Origin of the sequence: Bradyrhizobium sp. Mp27 (assembly GCF_029953005.1) — a bacterium.
Taxonomy (GTDB): Bacteria; Pseudomonadota; Alphaproteobacteria; order Rhizobiales; family Xanthobacteraceae; genus Bradyrhizobium; species Bradyrhizobium barranii.
Map to the genome: position 1 here is coordinate 16157 of NZ_JASAUS010000043.1, position 18768 is coordinate 34924.

The 18768-nt window shown below is 65.7% G+C and carries 15 protein-coding genes and 1 pseudogene; 10 read left to right on the top strand and 6 right to left on the bottom strand.

Going from position 1 to position 18768, the window contains the following annotated elements:
- The first annotated feature begins 50 nt into the window (after positions 1 to 50).
- The 3 genes from parC to QJT78_RS22105 all read left to right on the top strand — a co-directional run bounded on the left by parC (position 51) and on the right by QJT78_RS22105 (position 5802).
- Complete coding sequence (gene parC, locus QJT78_RS22095; RefSeq protein WP_281460295.1) at positions 51 to 2309, top strand: DNA topoisomerase IV subunit A; 2259 nt, start codon at positions 51 to 53, stop codon at positions 2307 to 2309.
- A gap of 393 nt (positions 2310 to 2702) precedes the next feature.
- Complete coding sequence (locus QJT78_RS22100; protein ID WP_038943268.1) at positions 2703 to 4253, top strand: ABC transporter substrate-binding protein; 1551 nt, start codon at positions 2703 to 2705, stop codon at positions 4251 to 4253.
- Positions 4254 to 4257: 4 nt separating this feature from the next.
- A complete protein-coding gene (locus tag QJT78_RS22105) occupies positions 4258 to 5802 on the top strand; it encodes a GMC family oxidoreductase N-terminal domain-containing protein (protein WP_038943267.1) in 1545 nt (514 codons plus the stop codon).
- 170 nt (positions 5803 to 5972) lie between these two features.
- Here the strand turns inward: QJT78_RS22105 and chrA are convergent, their stop codons facing one another.
- Both chrA and QJT78_RS22115 read right to left on the bottom strand, forming a co-directional pair.
- Complete coding sequence (gene chrA / locus QJT78_RS22110; protein ID WP_028150625.1) at positions 5973 to 7358, bottom strand: chromate efflux transporter; 1386 nt, start codon at positions 7356 to 7358, stop codon at positions 5973 to 5975.
- Positions 7358 to 8176, bottom strand: coding sequence for a chromate resistance protein ChrB domain-containing protein (locus QJT78_RS22115; RefSeq protein WP_028150624.1), 819 nt, complete (start codon positions 8174 to 8176; stop codon positions 7358 to 7360). Before QJT78_RS22115 ends, chrA begins: the two co-directional genes overlap by 1 nt.
- 195 nt (positions 8177 to 8371) lie before the next feature.
- On the opposite strand from QJT78_RS22115, the gene dmeF reads away from it, so the two are divergent.
- From dmeF to QJT78_RS22130, 3 genes are all read left to right on the top strand, one after another.
- Positions 8372 to 9343: a CDF family Co(II)/Ni(II) efflux transporter DmeF gene (gene dmeF / locus QJT78_RS22120; RefSeq protein ID WP_028150623.1), complete on the top strand. Its 972-nt coding sequence runs from the start codon at positions 8372 to 8374 to the stop codon at positions 9341 to 9343.
- An 86-nt stretch (positions 9344 to 9429) separates the two neighbouring features.
- A complete protein-coding gene (locus QJT78_RS22125) occupies positions 9430 to 10263 on the top strand; it encodes an N-acyl homoserine lactonase family protein (RefSeq protein WP_038943266.1) in 834 nt (277 codons plus the stop codon).
- Between the two features lie 81 nt (positions 10264 to 10344).
- Positions 10345 to 11223 (top strand): DMT family transporter, encoded by an 879-nt coding sequence (locus QJT78_RS22130; RefSeq protein WP_028150621.1) that lies wholly within the window; start codon positions 10345 to 10347, stop codon positions 11221 to 11223.
- Here QJT78_RS22130 and QJT78_RS22135 read toward each other — a convergent pair.
- Both QJT78_RS22135 and QJT78_RS22140 read right to left on the bottom strand, forming a co-directional pair.
- Positions 11220 to 11411 carry a hypothetical protein gene (locus tag QJT78_RS22135; protein ID WP_028150620.1) on the bottom strand — a complete coding sequence of 64 codons (192 nt, stop codon included), beginning with the start codon at positions 11409 to 11411 and terminating at the stop codon, positions 11220 to 11222. The two genes, QJT78_RS22130 and QJT78_RS22135, sit on opposite strands and share 4 nt — an antisense overlap.
- A 31-nt stretch (positions 11412 to 11442) precedes the next feature.
- On the bottom strand, positions 11443 to 12600 hold the full coding sequence (locus QJT78_RS22140; RefSeq protein ID WP_028150619.1) for an MFS transporter: 1158 nt from the start codon (positions 12598 to 12600) through the stop codon (positions 11443 to 11445).
- 175 nt (positions 12601 to 12775) lie between these two features.
- On the opposite strand from QJT78_RS22140, the gene QJT78_RS22145 reads away from it, so the two are divergent.
- The gene (locus tag QJT78_RS22145) at positions 12776 to 14035 is read left to right on the top strand and encodes an adenylate/guanylate cyclase domain-containing protein (protein ID WP_038943265.1); all 1260 of its coding nucleotides are present in this window, start codon (positions 12776 to 12778) and stop codon (positions 14033 to 14035) included.
- On the opposite strand, the gene QJT78_RS22150 is transcribed toward QJT78_RS22145, so the two are convergent.
- Complete coding sequence (locus tag QJT78_RS22150; protein ID WP_038943264.1) at positions 14032 to 14595, bottom strand: pyridoxamine 5'-phosphate oxidase family protein; 564 nt, start codon at positions 14593 to 14595, stop codon at positions 14032 to 14034. The genes QJT78_RS22145 and QJT78_RS22150 overlap by 4 nt on opposite strands.
- A 162-nt stretch (positions 14596 to 14757) precedes the next feature.
- On the opposite strand from QJT78_RS22150, the gene QJT78_RS22155 reads away from it, so the two are divergent.
- Positions 14758 to 16242, top strand: coding sequence for a PLP-dependent aminotransferase family protein (locus QJT78_RS22155; RefSeq protein ID WP_028150616.1), 1485 nt, complete (start codon positions 14758 to 14760; stop codon positions 16240 to 16242).
- On the opposite strand, the pseudogene QJT78_RS22160 reads toward QJT78_RS22155, so the two are convergent.
- A pseudogene (locus tag QJT78_RS22160) lies at positions 16239 to 17085 on the bottom strand (MFS transporter). The gene QJT78_RS22155 and the pseudogene QJT78_RS22160 sit on opposite strands and share 4 nt — an antisense overlap.
- Here QJT78_RS22160 and QJT78_RS22165 point away from each other — a divergent pair.
- Together QJT78_RS22165 and QJT78_RS22170 are read left to right on the top strand one after the other, a co-directional pair.
- Complete coding sequence (locus tag QJT78_RS22165) at positions 17009 to 17284, top strand: hypothetical protein (RefSeq protein ID WP_249151864.1); 276 nt, start codon at positions 17009 to 17011, stop codon at positions 17282 to 17284. The pseudogene QJT78_RS22160 and the gene QJT78_RS22165 sit on opposite strands and share 77 nt — an antisense overlap.
- Positions 17285 to 17361: 77 nt before the next feature.
- Positions 17362 to 18714 (top strand): Nramp family divalent metal transporter, encoded by a 1353-nt coding sequence (locus tag QJT78_RS22170; RefSeq protein WP_038943263.1) that lies wholly within the window; start codon positions 17362 to 17364, stop codon positions 18712 to 18714.
- Positions 18715 to 18768 lie beyond the last annotated feature (54 nt).

Consider the following 18768-nt stretch of genomic DNA (forward strand, 5'->3'; position numbering starts at 1 on the left):
GGAACCAATCGATCCTTGCCCGATTCGCTTCCACGGTTTAACCGGGCGGCATGGGAAAACGATTGATTCCGCCGGAGGAACCGGCCGAAATTCACGAGGTGCCGCTGCGTGAGGCGCTGGAAGAGCGCTATCTCGCCTATGCGCTCTCCACCATCATGCACCGCGCGCTGCCGGATGCGCGCGACGGCCTGAAGCCGGTGCACCGGCGCATCCTCTACGGCATGCGCCTGCTCAGGCTCGACCCCGGCACGGCGTTCAAGAAATCCGCCAAGATCGTCGGCGACGTGATGGGCTCGTTCCATCCGCATGGCGACCAGGCGATCTACGACGCCATGGTGCGCCTCGCGCAGGATTTCTCCTCGCGCTACCCGCTGGTCGACGGCCAGGGCAATTTTGGCAATATCGACGGCGATAACCCGGCTGCCTACCGCTACACCGAAGCGCGCATGACCGACGTGGCGCGGCTTCTGCTCGAGGGCATCGACGAGGACGGCGTCGAGTTCCGGCCCAATTACGACGGCCAGTCGAAAGAGCCGGTCGTGCTGCCCGGCGGCTTCCCGAATCTGCTCGCCAACGGCGCGCAGGGCATCGCGGTCGGCATGGCGACCTCGATCCCGCCGCACAACGCGGCCGAGCTCTGCGACGCCGCGCTGCACCTGATCGAGAAGCCCGACGCGAAATCCAAGGCGCTGCTGAAGTGGGTGAAGGGCCCGGATTTCCCGACCGGCGGCATCTGCGTCGATTCCAAGCAGGCGATCGCTGAAGCCTATACGACCGGTCGCGGCTCGTTCCGTGTTCGCGCGCGATGGGAGCAGGAAGAGGGTACGCGCGGCACCTGGGTCGTTGTCGTCACCGAGATTCCCTTCCTGGTGCAGAAGTCGCGCCTGATCGAGAAGGTCGCCGAGCTGCTGGACCAGAAGAAGCTGCCGCTGGTCGGCGACATCAGGGACGAGTCGGCCGAAGACGTTCGCATCGTGATCGAGCCGAAGTCGAAGAACGTCGATCCCGCCCTGATGATGGAATCGTTGTTCCGGCTGACCGAGCTCGAAAACAAGATTCCGCTGAACCTCAACGTGCTGATCAAGGGCCGCATCCCCAAGGTCGTGGGGCTCGCGGAGTGCCTGCGCGAATGGCTCGACCATCTGCGCGACGTCCTGATCCGCCGGACCAACTTCCGCAAGACGCAGATCGAGCACCGGCTCGAAGTTCTGGGCGGTTTGTTGATCGCGTACTTGAACCTCGATGAGGTGATCAGGATCATCCGCACCGTGGACGAGCCGAAGCCGGCGCTGATCAAGGCGTTCAAGCTTACCGAGGTACAGGCCGAAGCCATCCTCAACATGCGCCTGCGTAGCTTGCGCAAGCTCGAGGAAATGGAGATCCGCACCGAGGACAAGAACCTCCGCGCCGAGCTCAAGGGCATCAACGCGGTGCTCGCCTCGGAGCCGGAGCAGTGGAAGAAGGTCGGCGAGCAGGTCGGCAAGGTCCGCGACATGTTTGGACCGAAGACTCCGCTCGGCAAGCGCCGCACCACCTTTGCGGATGCGCCCGAGCACGACCTCGCCGCAATGGAAGAAGCCCTCGTCGAGCGCGAGCCGGTGACGGTCGTGGTCTCCGACAAGGGCTGGATCCGCACCATGAAGGGCCATGTCGAGGATCTCTCGGGGCTGGCCTTCAAGCAGGACGACAAGCTCGGTTTTGCCTTCTTCGCGGAGACGACCTCGAAGCTGCTGCTGTTCGCCACCAACGGCAAATTCTACTCGCTCGATGTTGCGAAGCTTCCGGGCGGTCGCGGCCATGGCGAGCCGATCCGTCTGTTCATCGACCTCGAGCAGGAGGCAGCCCCCGTCGCGCTGTTCGTCAACAAGGGCGGGCGCAAATTCCTGGTCGCGAGCCACGAGGGCCAGGGCTTCGTCGTCAACGAGGACGATTGCGTCGGCACGACCAAGAAGGGCAAGCAGGTCCTCAACGTCGATATGCCGAACGAGGCGCGCACGGTCACCGAGGTGATCGGTGACACCGTCGCGGTCATCGGCGAGAACCGCAAGATGCTGATCTTCCCGCTCGACCAGGTGCCGGAGATGGCCCGCGGTCGCGGCGTGCGCCTGCAGAAGTACAAGGACGGCGGCCTGTCCGACGTCGCCGTGTTCGAGGCCAAGGCGGGCCTGACCTGGAAGGACTCCGCCGGCCGCGAATTCTCCGTGACCATGAAGGAGCTCGCCGAGTGGCAAGGCACCCGTGCCGATGCCGGCCGCCTGCCGCCGAAGGGTTTCCCGAAGTCGAACAGGTTCGGCATGGTGATCGAGTAGTCGGACGCTCGTGTCCCGGACGCGCTGCAGCGTGAAACGCTGCTGCGCAGAGCCGGGACCCACGCTGCACGGGTACACACGGAGACATGGGCCCCGGCTCTGCAGCGCACCGCTACGTGCTGCGCTGCGTCCGGGGCACCAGAGAGTGTGGCGCGTACTTGTCTCCCCACCGTCATTGCGAGCGCAGCGAAGCAATCCAGACTGCCGCCGTGGAAAGACTCTGGATTGCTTCGCTGCGCTCGCAATGACGAGATGCGATAGCGCCGCTCTCCAACTCAAAAGTGCGCATCCCGCAAACGCGTGGCAGATAACCACGAGAGCATACGTGGGGGCACGAACATTGCTTTTTCCTAGTGACTGCGAACGTTTCAGTCAAAAGGCAAAAATACACCAATGTTCAAACCGAAGGCTTTTATTCCGGCGCTGTTCGGCCTCGCGCTGGTCGCGGCGCCCGCGCATGCGGCGGGCAATCTTGTCGCGGTGCTCGAGGCGGAGATCGTCACGCTCGATCCGCATTTTTCCACGGCCTACATTTCGCGCACGTTTGGCTACATGGTGTTCGACACGCTCTTTGCGAAAGACTCCAAGGGCGACATCAAGCCGCAGATGGTGCAGGACTGGAAAGTCTCATCCGACGGATTGACCTATACGTTCACGCTGCGCGACGGCCTGAAATGGCACGACGGCCAGCCGGTCACGGCGGCCGATTGCGTGGCGTCGCTGCGCCGCTGGGGCACCCGCAGCGCGCTCGGCCGTCGGATCTTCGCGATCACGGCCTCGCTCGAGCCGACGGATGCGAAAACCTTCGTGCTGACGCTGAAGGAGCCGTCCGGCCTCGTGATCGATGCGCTCGGCAATCCCGTCAGCCCGGTCGCTTTCATGATGCCCGAGCGCATCGCGAAAACACCCGGCGACCAGCGCATCACGGAGATCATCGGCTCCGGCCCGTTCGTCTACAGCAAGGCCGATCACCGCACCGGCGATCGCATGATCCTGAAGAAATTCGCCGATTATGTGCCGCGCCCCGAGCCCGCCGATTTCCTCGCCGGCGGCAAGCGCGTCGGCATCGACACGCTCGAGATCCGCGTCATCCCGGATGGTGCGACCGCCGCGTCCGCGCTGCAGGCGGGCGAGGTCGACTTCATGCAATATGCGCCGTTCGATCTGTTGCCGCAGCTGGAAAAGAACTCCCGCGTCAAGCTGGTCAATTTCACCGGCGGCAACATGTTCGCTGGCGCCTATCGTCTCAACGCCGCATCGAAGCCGTTTGATGATGCGGAAATTCGCCGCGTGCTGTGGAAGCTGGTCGACCAGCGCGAAGTGCTGGATGCGCTCGGGCTAGATGCCAAATACGCCGCTCCTTGCGCGACGTTCTTCACCTGCGGCACCACCTATGAGAGCAAGGCGGGCACGGAAGCCGCCGCAAAGACGTCGATTGAAGCGGCGAAAGCCGCGCTGAAGGCGACCAAATATGCCGGCGAACCCGTCGTCGTCATGGAAGCCAACGACCTCGAAGCCCCGCGCGTCTCGGCGCAGGTGCTGGCCGAGCGGCTGAAGCAGGCCGGGTTCAACGTCGATCTCCAGGTGATGGACTGGGCGAGCGTGCTGGCGCGCCGCGCCAAGAAGGAGGGCTGGAGCGTCTATGGCGTCCACGCCGGCGGTTTTGACCTGGGCTCGCCGCTGACCAACGTCATGGTCGCCTTCAACTGCGCCGACTTCACCGGCTGGCAATGCGACGCACGCATCACGCCCTTGATGGAAGCCTTCGCGAAGGCGCCCGCCGAGGCGGATCGCAAGAAGATCGCCGGCGAAATTCAGAGCGTGATGTACGATCAGGCGCCCGCGATCCCGTGGGGCCAGTTCGCGCAGCCGGCGGCCTATCGCGCCACCCTGCGTGGTCTGATACCGTCCGCCATCCCGGTGTTCTGGAACGTTGAGAAGTAACGCGATGTACGATGTCATTGTTGTCGGCGGCGGCTCTGCCGGCGCCGCTGTTGCGGCGCGGCTTTCCGAGGATCCCGCAAGGCGTGTCCTGCTGCTCGAGGCGGGGCTGGACTGGCGCGCCGACGAGGCGCCCTGGGAGGTGATGACGCCAAATCCGATCCCGATCATCCACAAGCGTGAGTACCAGGAGAAATGGCAATGGCCTGATCTGCTGACGCGCCGGGTGGCCGGGCAGGAGCCGCGCTTCTACTGGCGCGGCAAGGGGCTTGGCGGCTCATCGATGATGAACGGCCAGATTGCCATCCGCGGCGTCGCCGACGCGTTCGACGAATGGGCAGCCAATGGCTGCACCGGCTGGTCGGCCAAGGACGTGATGCCGCTGTTCTCGGTGATCGAGGATGATTTGGAATTTGGTGACGTCCCGGGTCATGGAAGCGGCGGACCGTTGCCGGTCTATCGCGCTCCGCCCGAGAAGTGGGGGCCGATCGATCGCGGCCTGCGCGATGCCGCGCTGGCGAGCGGCTATCCCTGGTGCGCCGACCTCAACGGTCCTGATGGTGAGGGCGTCGCCTGCTATCCCATCAACAGCCGCGACAGCCGCCGCATCACGACCAACGAGGGCTATCTGGAGCCCGCGCGTGGCCGCGCCAATCTCGAGATTCGCGGGCACGCGCTGGTCGATCGCGTGCTGATCAGCGACGGCCGGGCGACCGGCCTTCGGGTTCACATCGAAGGGCAGGGCACCCACGAGATCAGCGCGCGCCAGATCGTGCTCTGCGCCGGCGCCATCCACAGTCCGGCGATCCTGCTGCGTTCAGGCATCGGACCAGCGGATGAGCTGAAGGCGATGGGGATCGCGGTCGAGCGCGATTTGCCGGTCGGCCGCCATTTCTTCGACCACCCGTTGTTTCGCGCGACGATCCAGCTCCACGAAAATCTGCGGCCGACCGATCCGGACACCCGCCACACCAATTGCTGCGTGACCTATTCCTCCGGCCTCGCCGATGGCGGCAAGCGCGACATGATCCTGATCGCCTTCAACCACCGCGGCATCGGCGTGCCCGGAGCGATCGGCGCCGGCCTGTTCAACGCCTATTCGCGCGGCATGCTCAAGCTGGCCTCGACCGATCCGGCGATCGATCCCATCGTCGAGGAGAACATGCTCGCCGATCCCCGCGACGTGCTGCGGATGAAGGATGCGGTGAAACGGCTGGCCGTGATCACCTCTCAGCCGGCGCTTTCAGGCATTGCCGACTGGATCAGGCTGACCGACACCGATCTGACGCTGCCGCAAGCTGCGGCCTTGCCGGATCACGAGCTCGATGCGCTGCTGCGCCGTGAGACCGGAGACATCCAGCATGCCGCCGGCAGTTGCCGCATGAGCGGTGTTGGAGACGCCGATGGCGTGGTCAACCCTGATGGCACGGTGAAGGGCATAAGCGGCCTGCGCGTCGCCGACGCCTCGATCATGCCGTCCGACTGCCGCGCCAACACCCACTTCACGACGGTGGTGATCGGCGAGGCGATTGCGCGGATGATGATGCGGTAGGCGAAAGCCAGGTAGGCGGGCAGCCTGCCGCTACAACACAGCTGTCATGCCCCGGCTTGACCGGGGCATCCAGTACGCCGCGGCTGATCGCTTCAACCACAACCGTCTCGGCGCACTGGATCGCCCGCTTTCGCGGGCGATGACAGCGAGAGTGGGCTCGGCCCGTGCCTTCAGATCACCCCCACCAGCCGCAACGCCACGCCGGCAGCACAACTGCCCGCCAGCACCGTGAGCATGCCCAGCTTGAAGCGGAAGATCGCGGTTGCGGCCGCGATTGACAGCACGAGCGCCGGGATGTCGATGCTGGTCAGCACCGGCCTGTCGAATGCGAACGGGAAAGCGTGCACCGGAACGGTCTCGCGGAACAGCGTGTGCAGCGCGAACCAGATCGAGAGGTTGAGGATTACGCCGACGACGGCGGCGGTGATCGCGCCGAGTGCGCCGGCGAGGCCCGTGTTGCCGCGCAGGCGCTCGATGTAGGGGGCGCCGACGAAGATCCAGAGGAAGCAGGGGGTGAACGTGACCCAGGTCGCAAGCAATCCGCCGAGCGTCGCTGCAAGCATCGGCGACAGGCCGCTCGGATCGCGATAGGCGGCCATGAAGCCGACGAACTGAAGCACCATGATCAGCGGGCCCGGCGTGGTCTCGGCCATGCCGAGACCGTCGAGCATCTCGTGCGGCTTTAGCCAGTGATAATGCTCGACCGCCTGCTGCGCCACATACGCCAGTACCGCATAAGCACCGCCGAACGTGACCAGCGCCATCTTCGAGAAGAACAGCGCGATCTGGCTGAAGACGCTGGCCTGTCCGAGGACCAGGAGCAGCGCGATCACCGGCATCAGCCAGAGCGCGAGCCAGAGCGCACCGACGCGGATCGCGCGCGCGGTGTTGGGGCGCACATGCTCGGGAACGGCTTCGCCGAGCATGCTGTCGATCACGGCGGTGCTGCCGCCGGGGCCGTGAGCCGCCGGGGCAAACTCCGGACGGCCAGTCCGCGCGCCGACATATCCGATCACGCCGGCGGCGATGATGATGATCGGGAAGGGGACCGCGAAGAAGAAGATCGCGACGAAGGCGATTGCGGCGAGCGCAATCATGATGCGGTTCTTCAGCGCGCGCTTGCCGACGCGCACCACGGCCTCGATGACGATGGCGAGCACGGCGGCTTTCAGCCCGAAGAACAGCGCCTCGACGAAGCTGACATTGCCGAAAGCCGCGTAGATATAGCTGAGGCCCATGATCGCGATGATGCCGGGCAGGATGAAGAGCCCGCCCGCCATCAGCCCGCCGGCGGTGCGATGCATCAGCCAGCCGACATAGGTTGCCAGCTGCTGTGCCTCCGGTCCGGGCAGGAGCATGCAGTAGTTCAGCGCATGCAGGAATCGGCCTTCGGAGATCCAGTTTTTCTCCTCGACCAGGATGCGGTGCATGACCGCGATCTGGCCCGCGGGGCCGCCAAAGCTCAGGCAGGCGACGCGGAGCCAGACGCGGAAGGCCTCACCGAAGCTGATGCCGTGACCGGCATCAGCTTCCGTTTGATTGGTGCGGGTGTCCATCACGCCTTCACCTTGTTGGTCGGCCAGTTGTGGGTCTCGGCCGTCGCGTCGCGGCACCAGCGGTAGAAGGCATCGTAGAGCGTCATGCCGGCTTCGAGCTGCTCGAGATCGTCGTCATACATCCGCGACAGCCCGAGCGAGGCCGCGAGCAGGCCGGGGGCTTCCGGCGCGAGGTCGGGCCGCGCGGTGTCGGCGCCACGGACCAGCGTGGCAAGCCGCAGCAGGGGCGGTGTTGCAATCCCGAACTCCTCGATCATCACGTCGAAGGTGCAGAGCTCGCCGCGGTGACTCCAGAACACGTTCTCGATGTCGAAGGGTGCCGCGCCAAAACGTTCGCCGACCGCGACCACTTCAGAGGGGGCGACGAACAGGAACACCGCGTTGGGATCGACGAAGCGGCGGATCAGCCAGGGGCAGGCGATGCGGTCGACCTTCGGCCGCGCGCGTGTCACCCAGACGGTGCGGCCCTTGGCGTCGCGCGGCGGCAGTTTTGCAGCATCGACAAGCGGCAGCTTTGCGTCCTTCCAGCCCTCGAAACCGCCTTCCAGCGTCTCGGCCTGGACCCCCAGCTGCCTGAGCCAGGCCGCCGTGCCCTGCGCGAGCTTTTCGCCGCGCAGGCAGGCGACGATGGCGGACCGGCCGGAGAATTCGCCGCCCCAATCCGGAACGTTGTCGTGGCTGAGCTTGATCGAGCCGGGAATCAGTCGCCGGTCGGCGGCAAAATCCTCATCCGTGCGCACGTCGATCAGGACAGGTGCGTTTGCCGTGCCGATCAGCCGGGCCAATTTGTCGGAAGATATCGTTGTGTAGGAAGACATGATGCGCCCTCGTATAAGTGAACGGGACGCGATACTTGGGCATGTCGCCTCACGGGGAGATCGCTTCAATCCCCATGAACGCCATTACAACCAAACCGCGCCGGGCTGTCAATCGGCTCGTTGACTTGATTTTGCCCGGATGTTCCGCGGGTCTATATTGCGGGTCAACGGACCGGACCTTTCGGAGACTTTTCGATGCATTCCCACTCTATCGAGCAATGGACCCATGACCACGCCTTCCTCGGCGAGAAGCACGACGAGAACGAGCGGCGCACCTGGCTCGTGGTCGTCCTGACCCTGGTCATGATGGTCGGCGAGATCGTTGCCGGCTCGCTGTTCGGCTCGATGGCGCTTTTGGCCGACGGCTGGCACATGGGCACGCATGCGGCCGCGCTCGGCATTGCCGCTTTCGCCTACCGTTTCGCGCGCCGGCACCTGGGGAATGCGCATTTCACCTTCGGCACGGGCAAGTTCGGCGATCTCGCCGCCTTCTCCAGCGCGATCATCCTGGGTCTGATCGCGGTCGAGATCGCCTATGAGAGCGTGCTGCGGCTGTTCACGCCGGTGCCGATCGTCTATGGCGAGGCGATCGCGGTGGCCGCGCTCGGCCTCTGCGTCAACCTCGCCAGTGCGTGGCTGCTGCGCGACAGCCATGATCACCATCACGGCCATGACCACGGACATGACCACGGCCTTGGGCATGCGCATGATGATCACGACGATCACGGTCATCACCACCATCATCACGACAACAATCTTCGAGCGGCCTATGTCCACGTCATGGCCGATGCGGCGACCTCGGTGCTGGCGATCGCAGCGCTGGTGGTCGCGATGTATTCGGGATGGGTCTGGGCCGATCCGGCCGTCGGCCTGATCGGCAGCGCCGTGATCGCGAGCTGGGCGTTCGGCCTGGTCAAGTCATCAGGCGCGGTGCTGCTCGACGTGCGCGCCGACGAGAAGCTCGAGCGCACCATCCGCGCCCGCATGGAGGTCGGAGAGGACCGCGTCACCGACCTGCATCTCTGGCAGGTCGGGCCCGGCCATTGCGCCGTGCTGGTCTCGGTGGTGTCGGACAAGCCGAAGCAGCCGGCCGTCTACAAGAAGCGGCTCGCCGGGCTGAAGGGCCTGAGCCACGTCACGGTCGAGGTTGAGACCTGCCCGCATTGATGTGATCCGCCGAAACGGAATTCGGCGGCGCGACCGGGGTTGATCCTCGGTCGCAGCCATACAAGGCGCCGCAAGAGGAACCAAGGATGATGCCCAGGATCAAGTTTGCTCTCGCCGTTGCCGCGCTGGCTCTGTCCGGCCACGCGGCCGTTGCGCAGTCCGAGAAATCGGGCGTCGAAAAGCTCTACGTCCTCAATTGCGGGGAGGGCACCGCCGGCGATATCTCGCGCTGGACGCCCGGCCTGAACGAGGGCAAGTCGATGGACTTCGTCGACAGCTGCTATCTCATCAAGCACAGCAGCAAGGGCTGGTTCCTGTGGGACACCGGCATCGCCGATGCCGTCGCCGCCATGCCGAATGGCCTTGTCCCCGCCGATCCCAAGGCCGTCACCTGGCGCCGGCCGAAGACGTTGGCCGCCCAGCTCGAACAGCTCGGCCTCAAGCCGGATGACGTCACGGCGATGGCCGTGTCGCACACGCACCCTGATCACACCGGCAATGTCGAGCTGTTTCCGCAGGCCATGCTCTACGTGCAGAGGGCCGAATATGACTGGCCCGGCGCCAACAACGAACCGCGCTTCAAGCCCTCGCATCCGGTCGAGTTGCTCGCGGGCGACAAGGACGTGTTCGGCGACGGCAGCCTGACCATCCTGTCGACGCCCGGCCACACGCCGGGACACCAGTCGCTGCTGGTGAAACTGCCGAAAACCGGCGCGGTGGTGCTGTCGGGCGACGCCGTCCACTTTAGGGATAATTGGGACAACCGCCGCGTCCCCAGCATGAACGCCAACAAGGACCAGAGCGCGGCATCGATGCAGAAGATCGCGGACACGCTGACCAAGGAGAAGGCGCAGCTCTGGATCAACCACGACAAGGCCCAGCGCGACAGCCAGAAGATGGCGCCTGAGTTTTACGACTAACGTTTGCGCCGAGGCTGCTGCCATGACGCTGGCAGCAGCAGCGTGCTACGGCCCGAGAAAGCTCCGCGACAGGAGATGATCGTGGGAGAGTGGGCCGGGGTTGCGATCGCGCTGGCGTCGAGCAGCCTCGGCGGCACCGCCGCGGCGATCACTCGCTATCTCGTCGGCGGCGCCGATCCGGTTCTGCTGGCGATCCTGCGTTGGGGGATCGGCTTTCTCTGCCTGTTGCCGTGTGCGCTGCTGCTCGGCGTGCGCTGGCCGCAGCGGACCGACTGGCCGGCCGTGGCGCTGCTCGGCATCTGCTTCTTCGGCCTGTTCTTCATCCTCTACAATATCGCGGTGTCCTACACGACCGCCGCGCGCGCCAGTCTCGCGCTGGCGACGCTGCCGCTCCACACCATGGTGGTCGGCGCGATCCTCGGCGTCGAGCGGCTGACGGCGCGCAAGATTATCGGCGTCGGCATCGCCGTGCTCGGTGTGACAGCTGCGCTGGCAGCGGGGCTCGCCCAGAGCCCGCCCGGCGCCTGGCGCGGCGAGTTGATCATGACCGGTGCCGTGTTCTGCATGGCGTTCTACAACGTGCTGTCGCGCCCGCTGATGCAGCGCTCCAGCGCGCTTGGCTTTCTCACCGTCGGCATGGGCGCGGGCGCTGCCGTGCTGGTGCTGGCGGGACTCGTGAAGGGCAGCTTTGCGGCGCTCGATCATTTCACGACGGCGCAGTGGATCGCTGGCATCTATCTCGGCATCGGCGGCGGCGCGCTCGCCTTCATCCTGTGGGTGATGGCGCTGGCGCGGGCGACGCCGACCCGCGTTGCCAATACCATGACGGTCAATCCGATTGCGGCGACCCTGCTGGCGGCGTTGCTCGTGGGCGAGCCGATCACGGCAAACCTTTTGATCGGGCTGGTTGCTGTGTTCGCCGGCATCTTTATCGCGACCAGCCAGGCGAAGCCGGCCTAGCTGCGCGGTGCCGTGACCGGGGACGGGCTGACGTCCGGTGTCTTCTTCGGCTTGAGCGTGCCGGCGTAGAACGAGAGCAGCCACACCAGGATGATGGCGAGGAGATAGACGCCCCAGGCCTGCGGCGGCGTGGTTGCCCAGCGCAGCAGGCCTTTGAAGGTGCGGGGCGGGCGGTTGTCTTCGCTCATGGCCCGCTTGTGCGCGAAAGGGGCTGCGCGGTCAATCCGGCCGCCGTTCGGCGCGGATCAGGAACAGCGCGGCCAGCGCCGAGAGGCTGAGCGCGGAGGAGACCATCAGCACCTTGGCGCCCATGACGTCGATGAGCAGGCCGAAGGCCAGCGGCGCCACGGCCTGCGCCATCCGTGCCGGCGCGCCGATGATGCCGAGGCGGTAGCCGAAATCCTTCGGGCCGAAGATCGACAGCGGCAGCGTGCCGCGCGCGATCGTGAGAATGCCGTTGCCCGAGCCGTGGAGCAGCGCAAACGCGGTTGCGGCGGGCGCGCCGAAGATGGCGACGACGGCGGCGCCGAGCGGGTGGGTGACGCAGGCGAGGCGCGTCGACCACAGCGGATGGAAGCGGCTCAGGAAACCCGCTTCGAGAATGCGCGCGGCCACCTGCGCCGGGCCGATCAGCGCGCCGGCCGCGATGGCCTCGACATGCGTCGCGCCCGTGGCCTCCAGCAGGCGCGGGAAATGGACGGCCATCGCGCCGGTGACGGTCCAGACTGCCGCGAAGACGAAGGCGAGCAGCACCATGGTGCGGTCGAGCGGCAAATGCGGCTTCTCCGCCGTCGCCGCAGCTTGCCTGGCGCCCTTGATGGCCGGCAGCATGAAGAAGTTCAGGGGCAGGCCGATCAGGATGTTGGCGGCCGCCCAGGCAAAACAGGTCTCGCGCCAGCCGATATGGGACAGGCCCCAGGCGGTGAGGGGCCAGCCGACAGTGGAGGCGAAGCCTGCCATCAGCGTGATGCCGGTGATAGGCCTGCGCGCCTCGGTGCCGTAGATGCGGCTGAGCGCGGCAAAGGCGGCGTCATAGAGCCCCATCGCCATGCCGATGCCGAGCACGAGCCAGGCGAACGCCATCACCGCCAATGAGTGCGAGAGGCCGAGCAGGACGAGACCAGCGGCCATCGTGAGGTTCGAGACCGACAGCACCTGCCGGCCCCCGAACAGATCGATCTGCCGCCCGATGCGCGGGCCGAGCATCGCCGAAATCACGAGCGAGGCCGAGAACGCGCCAAAGATCCAGTTCGAGGAGACGCCGAGGTCGCGCGCCATGGGATCGGCGAGCAGCGCCGGCAGGTAGTAGCTGGAAGCCCAGGCCAGGGTCTGCGTGGTGCCGAGCGCCAGGATGATCGGAAGCTGGCGCTGGCTCATCTCGGTGCGATTCTGGTCGCGGTGTGCGGCGGTGTCATCGGTTGCATTTGCGGCCCGCGGCGAGAGCGCGTCAACAGCGCCTGCGGCATATTCGACCTGCTGCGCGCGGGAGCCTTGGTTGCGCGGCGTTCGCGCGCGGCCTTTCGCTCGTCACGAATGCACGCCATAATGGCGCATGCAATTGACCTCGCGCCTCGCGCTGATGAACTGGCTGACCGGCCAAGGGCTGACGGGCCTGCCCGAAAACGAGCTGCTCCGCGGCTTCTGCGAGCGCTGCCGCGCCGAAGGGCTGGAACTCTCGCGCGGGCTCGTCGTGATCGACACGCTGCATCCGATCTACGAGGGACGCGGATTCCGGTGGAGCGACCGGCAGAGCAACGAGAGCGATGTGTTCGAATATGGTTCGACCGCCGAAGGCGATGCCGCCAAGAGCTGGCGCCGCTCGGTGTTCTTCCACATGCTCGAGCACGGCGAGGACGAGAGGGTGATCGACCTTGCCGACGCGCCGTCGATGGATTTCTCACAAATCGGCGAACTCGCAGAAAAAGGCCACAAGCACTATCTCGCCTTCGTGCATCGCTTTGGCGAGAACGGCGCGCTCGGCCTGATGGATTGCCTCTATTCCTGCTGGACCACGCGCCGCGACAGCGGCTTCTCCGAACCCGAGCTCGAAGCTCTGCGCGATCTCGTGCCGGTCCTGGGGCTCGCGATCAAGTCGGCGCAGCAGGTCGACATCGCGCGAACCCTCGGCCGCGTCTATCTCGGCCGCGATGCGTCCGCGCAGGTGCTGGGCGGGCGTATCACGCGCGGCGTCACCGAGCGCATCAATGCCGTGCTGTGGTATTCGGATTTGCGCGGCTCGACCGGGATCAGCGAGAGCATCGGCCCCGACGAGATCATCCCGTTCCTCAACGACTATGCGCAAGCCGTGATCGACGCGATCCACGATGCTGGCGGCGACGTGCTGAAGCTGATCGGCGATGGCGTGCTCGCGATGTTCTGGGGGGAGGACATGTCGGATGCGCGGCGCGCTGCGCTGCGCGCCGAGCATCTGTTCCGCAAGAACGTCGCTGCGCTGAACAAGCGGCGGGAGGCCGATGGCCGTCCCACAACGTCGGCCTATATCGGCCTACATGTCGGCGAGGTCTTTTACGGCAATATCGGCAGCGCGGACCGGCTCGACTTCACCGTCGTCGGCCCCACCGTCAACGAGGTCAGCCGCATCGCCTCGATGAGCCGTTCGGTCGACCGCGAGCTGCTGGCCTCGGCCGAGTTCTACAAGGGCCTGGACGCCGCCGGCCGCCGCTACCTCGTCTCCACCGGACGTTACGCGCTGCGCGGCATCGGCCGCGCGCAGGACCTCTACACGCTCGATCCCGAGGTCGATACGAGCGAGCCGGTGACCGGGAGCTACGAGCGGTATCTGGCGAATTAGCGGCGGATCGCAGGGGCCGAGACATTGGGCGTTTTCGTTCGATCCTTGGCGGGCCATTGTTCGGAAAGCGGCGGCATCGAAGTCTCCTTGCCAGTCATGCGCTCAACGGCGACAGCGTAGACGGTGATGATGTCGAGCCGCGGGAAGAACCCCTTCGGTCGCGTCGTATCCGGCTTGCCGTATTTGGCCATCAACGTTTCGCAGAACCGCTGCTTGATGCCCGTGTCGCCCACGACCCTGATGCGACCGAACAGGCATATGCTTCGATAGGCGAGACCGGAATCGCATTCGAACCGGCCATAGTCGAAGACACCTTCGTGCTCATCGATCTCGATGCAGACGCGGGGATCTCGCTCGATGTTTGCGCGCAGATGTCCCCGGGCGGCCGTCGCGTGCAGATACACCTCACCGTCGAGCCAGAGATAGAGGAGCGGGATACAGTAGGGAAAGCCGTCCTCGCTGACTGTCGCAAGATGGTCAGCATATCCGCGTGCCAGCATCTCCAGGATCCGCTCCTGCGACATGGCGCGGTCCTCGCGACGGATTTGCGGTGAACTCATGGTGCAAGGCGCTCCGCGCCGCGATTCGAATGAGCGGACATTTCAGGTTTCCTTGTTATCCGAAACAGGATAGAAAAATAGTGGTCTTGAGCAAAGGTCCACTTGACCCTATTGCGGCATACCACTTCTCGACGTGCGGCTCACCCTGTCGGACGAGGACCCGTGAAGAGCAGGCAGAGCTGGGCAGAACTCTATTCCTTCAGCGTCGACCGTACGGCGGAGGCGCCGGTATTCCGCCAGATCTACCTCGAACTACGATCGGCAATTCTGTCCGGAGCGCTTCGTCCCGCGGCCAAGTTGCCCTCGACGCGCGACCTTGCGGCGCAACTCGGCGTCTCGCGTACCGCAGTTGTTTCAGCTTTCGAGCAGCTTCTGGCCGAAGGTTATGCCTTCGGCAGGAAGGGGGCGGGGACTTACGTTGCGTCCGATCTGCCTGAACCGTTTGCCGCGCCTCATGGCCGCAAGGCGCGGGCGGCACCGGCCGCGGCAGGCGCGGCCTCCTTTCACGGCCTCGGCGATTTCGTCGATGTGACGACGCAGAATGACGAGCGTCCCTTCAACCTGGGTCGCACGCTGTTGGATGCACGTAGCGCCGAATTGTGGCGCAAACTCACGGCGCGCACGCTGCGATCGTTTGAGCGACATCATCTCGGCTATGGCGATCCGCGTGGCTTGCTGGAGCTGCGCAAGTCGGTTTGCGACTATCTTCGGGCCGCACGCGGCGTGCGCTGCGAGGTCGACCAGATCGTGATCACCGCCGGGACGCAGCAAGCCGTGGACATCGTCGCACGTGTCATGCCCGGGCCGGACAAGGAGGTCTGGATCGAAGACCCCGGCTATACCCTGACCCGTCTTACGCTCGCTGCGTCAGGCGCGAAGGTTTGCGCCATCCCGGTTGACCAGCACGGCGTCAACGTCACGGAAGGGATCCGCCGCGCCCCGAGGGCGCGCGCAGTTTTCATAACGGCCTCGCACCAGTTTCCGACAGGCGTTCCCCTGTCGATGGCGCGCCGCCTCGAACTTCTTGCCTGGGCCCGCGAGTCCGGCGCCTGGATCATCGAGGACGATTACGCCAGCGAATTCCGCTACGGCGGCCGTCCCCTCGCTTCGCTTCAGGGTCTGGATGAGACCGGCCGTGTCATTTACGTCGGAACTCTCAACAAGGCGCTCTTCCCCGGACTGCGGCTTGGCTACGCCGTGCTACCACACCCGCTGGTGCGGAATTTCGTTGCCGCGCGCTATCTGATCGACCGTCAACCGTCGAGCCTCTGCCAGTCCGTTGCTGCGGCCTTCATGGAAGAGGGGCATTTCGCAGCCCACATCCGCAGAATGCGGGAAGTGTACCGCCGCCAGCGCGACACCCTCGTTGCGGCATTGAGGCGGCGCCTGGGCGACCATTTGTCAGTCGAGCCGCCGGACCAGGGCATGCACCTGGTTGCCTACACGCGACGGGGACTGTCCGACGTGAAGATCGAACGGGCCGCTCGCGACCACGGCGTCACCGTTCGCGCGATGAGCCGCCACTATATCGAGGCGCCGGCGCAGTCGGCGCTGATGCTGGGCTTTAGCGGCTACCCGCAGCAGACCATTGCGCCGGCGGTTGCCCGACTGGCGCGGGCCATCGCCGCTGATTGCGCACCGGACTAACACCGCGCCGCCACCGCCTCATCCCCCACCATGGCCGGCTGCCGATCCAGCGCCACGGCGGGAGAGAGCCAGATCACCAGCGCCTGCACGCCGAACACGGCGGCGGCGAGATACAGGCAGGCTTCCGCGCTCCAGAGGCCGCCGACGATCGCGCCCAGCGCCGAGCCGAGCGGGCGGGCGCCGTAGCTCATGATGTTGATGGCGGAGACGCGTCCGAGCAGGCGTGGCGGCGTCACGGACTGCCGCAGGGTCGTGGTCGAAATCACCCACAGGATCGGCCCGACCCCGAGCAGGAAGAAGCTCAGGGCCGCGAGCCAGGGCGAGGGGACCAGCACCGTCAGCGCCATCACCACCGCGGCGGCGAAACCCGTGACCGGGCCAAGGCCGACCACCGTGCCGAAGGCGATGCGCTTCATCACGCGCGTGGCGAACAGCGCGCCGATCACCATGCCGACGCCGTACATCGTCAGCACGGTGCCGACGCCTGCGGCCGTCAGGCCGAGATGGCGCACCGCATAGGGCACGAACACGGCGATCTGGAGGAACCAGCCGGTGTTGAAGATGAACTGGGTGATGAATACCGGCCGCAGCAGCGGATGGTGGAACACGAAGGCCGCGCCCTCGCGGATGTCCTGGAACGGATGGCGCCGCGGCGAGGGCGTACGGGTGGGCTCGTAGGATGGCCGCCAGCGCGACCGCGCGCAGCGCTTCGGCACCCGCCATCAGCGAGCGGCGGGAGATGCGGTCGGCGAGCAGGCCGGCCGGAATGGCGAACAGGACGATGGGGGCCGCGGCCAGCGCGATCTGCTCGGCCGATTGCGCCGCCAGGTTGGACCAGGCCAAGCGGTTGAAGGTGTCGGGGAGGCGAAGCGGGTTTGTCGCCGTGCTCACGCTGGGTGTTGCGGAAGGCCAGACCGGTCTGCTCCAGACCGCCCTCACCCTGCCCTTCGACATGACGTATTTCCTGCAAAGTCGTGTTGCCGCCAGTATCCGCCCCCGAGGACGGCCAAACCCACCCGCTTCCCGACAGGGCGGCGAATAACTGCCGCGCCGGAACTCATGCGGCTAGATGCAGTTGCAATGAGTTGCAATAAGCTTCGACTTCGGTATTCTGCCGCTATGGATGCCCGCTCACCCGATTTGACCCAAGATGCCGCCGGCTGGCGCACTGACGCGCCTGCTACCAAGAGCCTCGCCGAGGTGAACGCCACGATCGCCATCCCCAAGGCGGGGGTGTGGTGGCGGCGGTTGCTTGCCTTTGTCGGCCCCGGCTACCTGGTCTCGGTCGGCTACATGGACCCCGGCAACTGGGCGACCGACCTCGCCGGAGGGTCGAGGTTCGGCTACACGCTGCTTTCGGTCATCCTGCTCTCGAATTTGATGGCGATCCTGCTTCAGTCGCTTGCGGCGCGGCTCGGCATCGTCACCGACCGCGACCTCGCGCAGGCCTGCCGCGCGACCTATTCGCCGGCGGTGAACTTCCTGCTCTGGCTCGCCTGCGAGGCGGCGATCATCGCCTGCGATCTCGCCGAGGTCATCGGCACGGCGATTGCGCTCAAACTGCTGTTCGGCATTCCCCTGATCGGCGGCGCGCTGCTTGCCGCGCTCGATGCGTTCCTGCTGCTGCTCCTGATGAACCGCGGCTTTCGCTTTCTTGAAGCGTTCGTCATCGCGATGCTTGTCGTGATCGCGGTCTGCTTCCTGGTCCAGATCGTGGCCGCCGCGCCGCCGGTGGCGGAAGTTCTGCGCGGCTTCATGCCGAAGACCGAAATCTTCACCAATCCGGAAATGCTCTACATCGCGATCGGCATCATCGGCGCGACCGTGATGCCGCATAATCTCTATCTGCACTCCTCGATCGTGCAGACGCGCGCCTATGAGCGCAACGACGCCGGCCGGCGCGAGGCGATCAAATGGGCGACGACGGATTCGACCATCGCCCTGATGCTGGCGCTGTTTATCAATGCCGCGATCCTCGTCGTGGCAGCCGCGACGTTCCACAAGAGCGGCCATTCCGACGTCGCCGAAATCGGCCAGGCCTTCGAGCTGTTGTCGCCGCTGCTCGGCCTCGGTATCGCCTCGACGCTGTTTGCGATTGCGCTGCTCGCCTCGGGCCTGAACTCGACGGTGACGGCGACGCTCGCCGGCCAGATCGTGATGGAGGGGTTTCTCGACTTGCGCCTGCCGAGCTGGGCGCGCCGCCTCTTGACGCGCGGCATCGCCATCGTTCCCGTGATCGTCGTCACTGCGATCTATGGCGAACGTGGCACGGCGGATCTGCTGGTGTTCAGCCAGGTCGTGCTCTCGATGCAACTGCCGTTCGCCGTCATCCCGCTAGTGCGCTTCGTCTCGGATCGGCGCAAGATGGGGAAGTTCGCGATACCGACGTCAGTCGCCGCGCTCGCGTGGATCGTCGCGGGTGTGATCGTGGTTTTGAACGTGAAGTTGCTGGTGGATACGCTGTTCGGGTGAGTGTTCGCCCAACACCGCCGTCGTCGCCCGGCTTGACCGGGCGACCCAGTATTC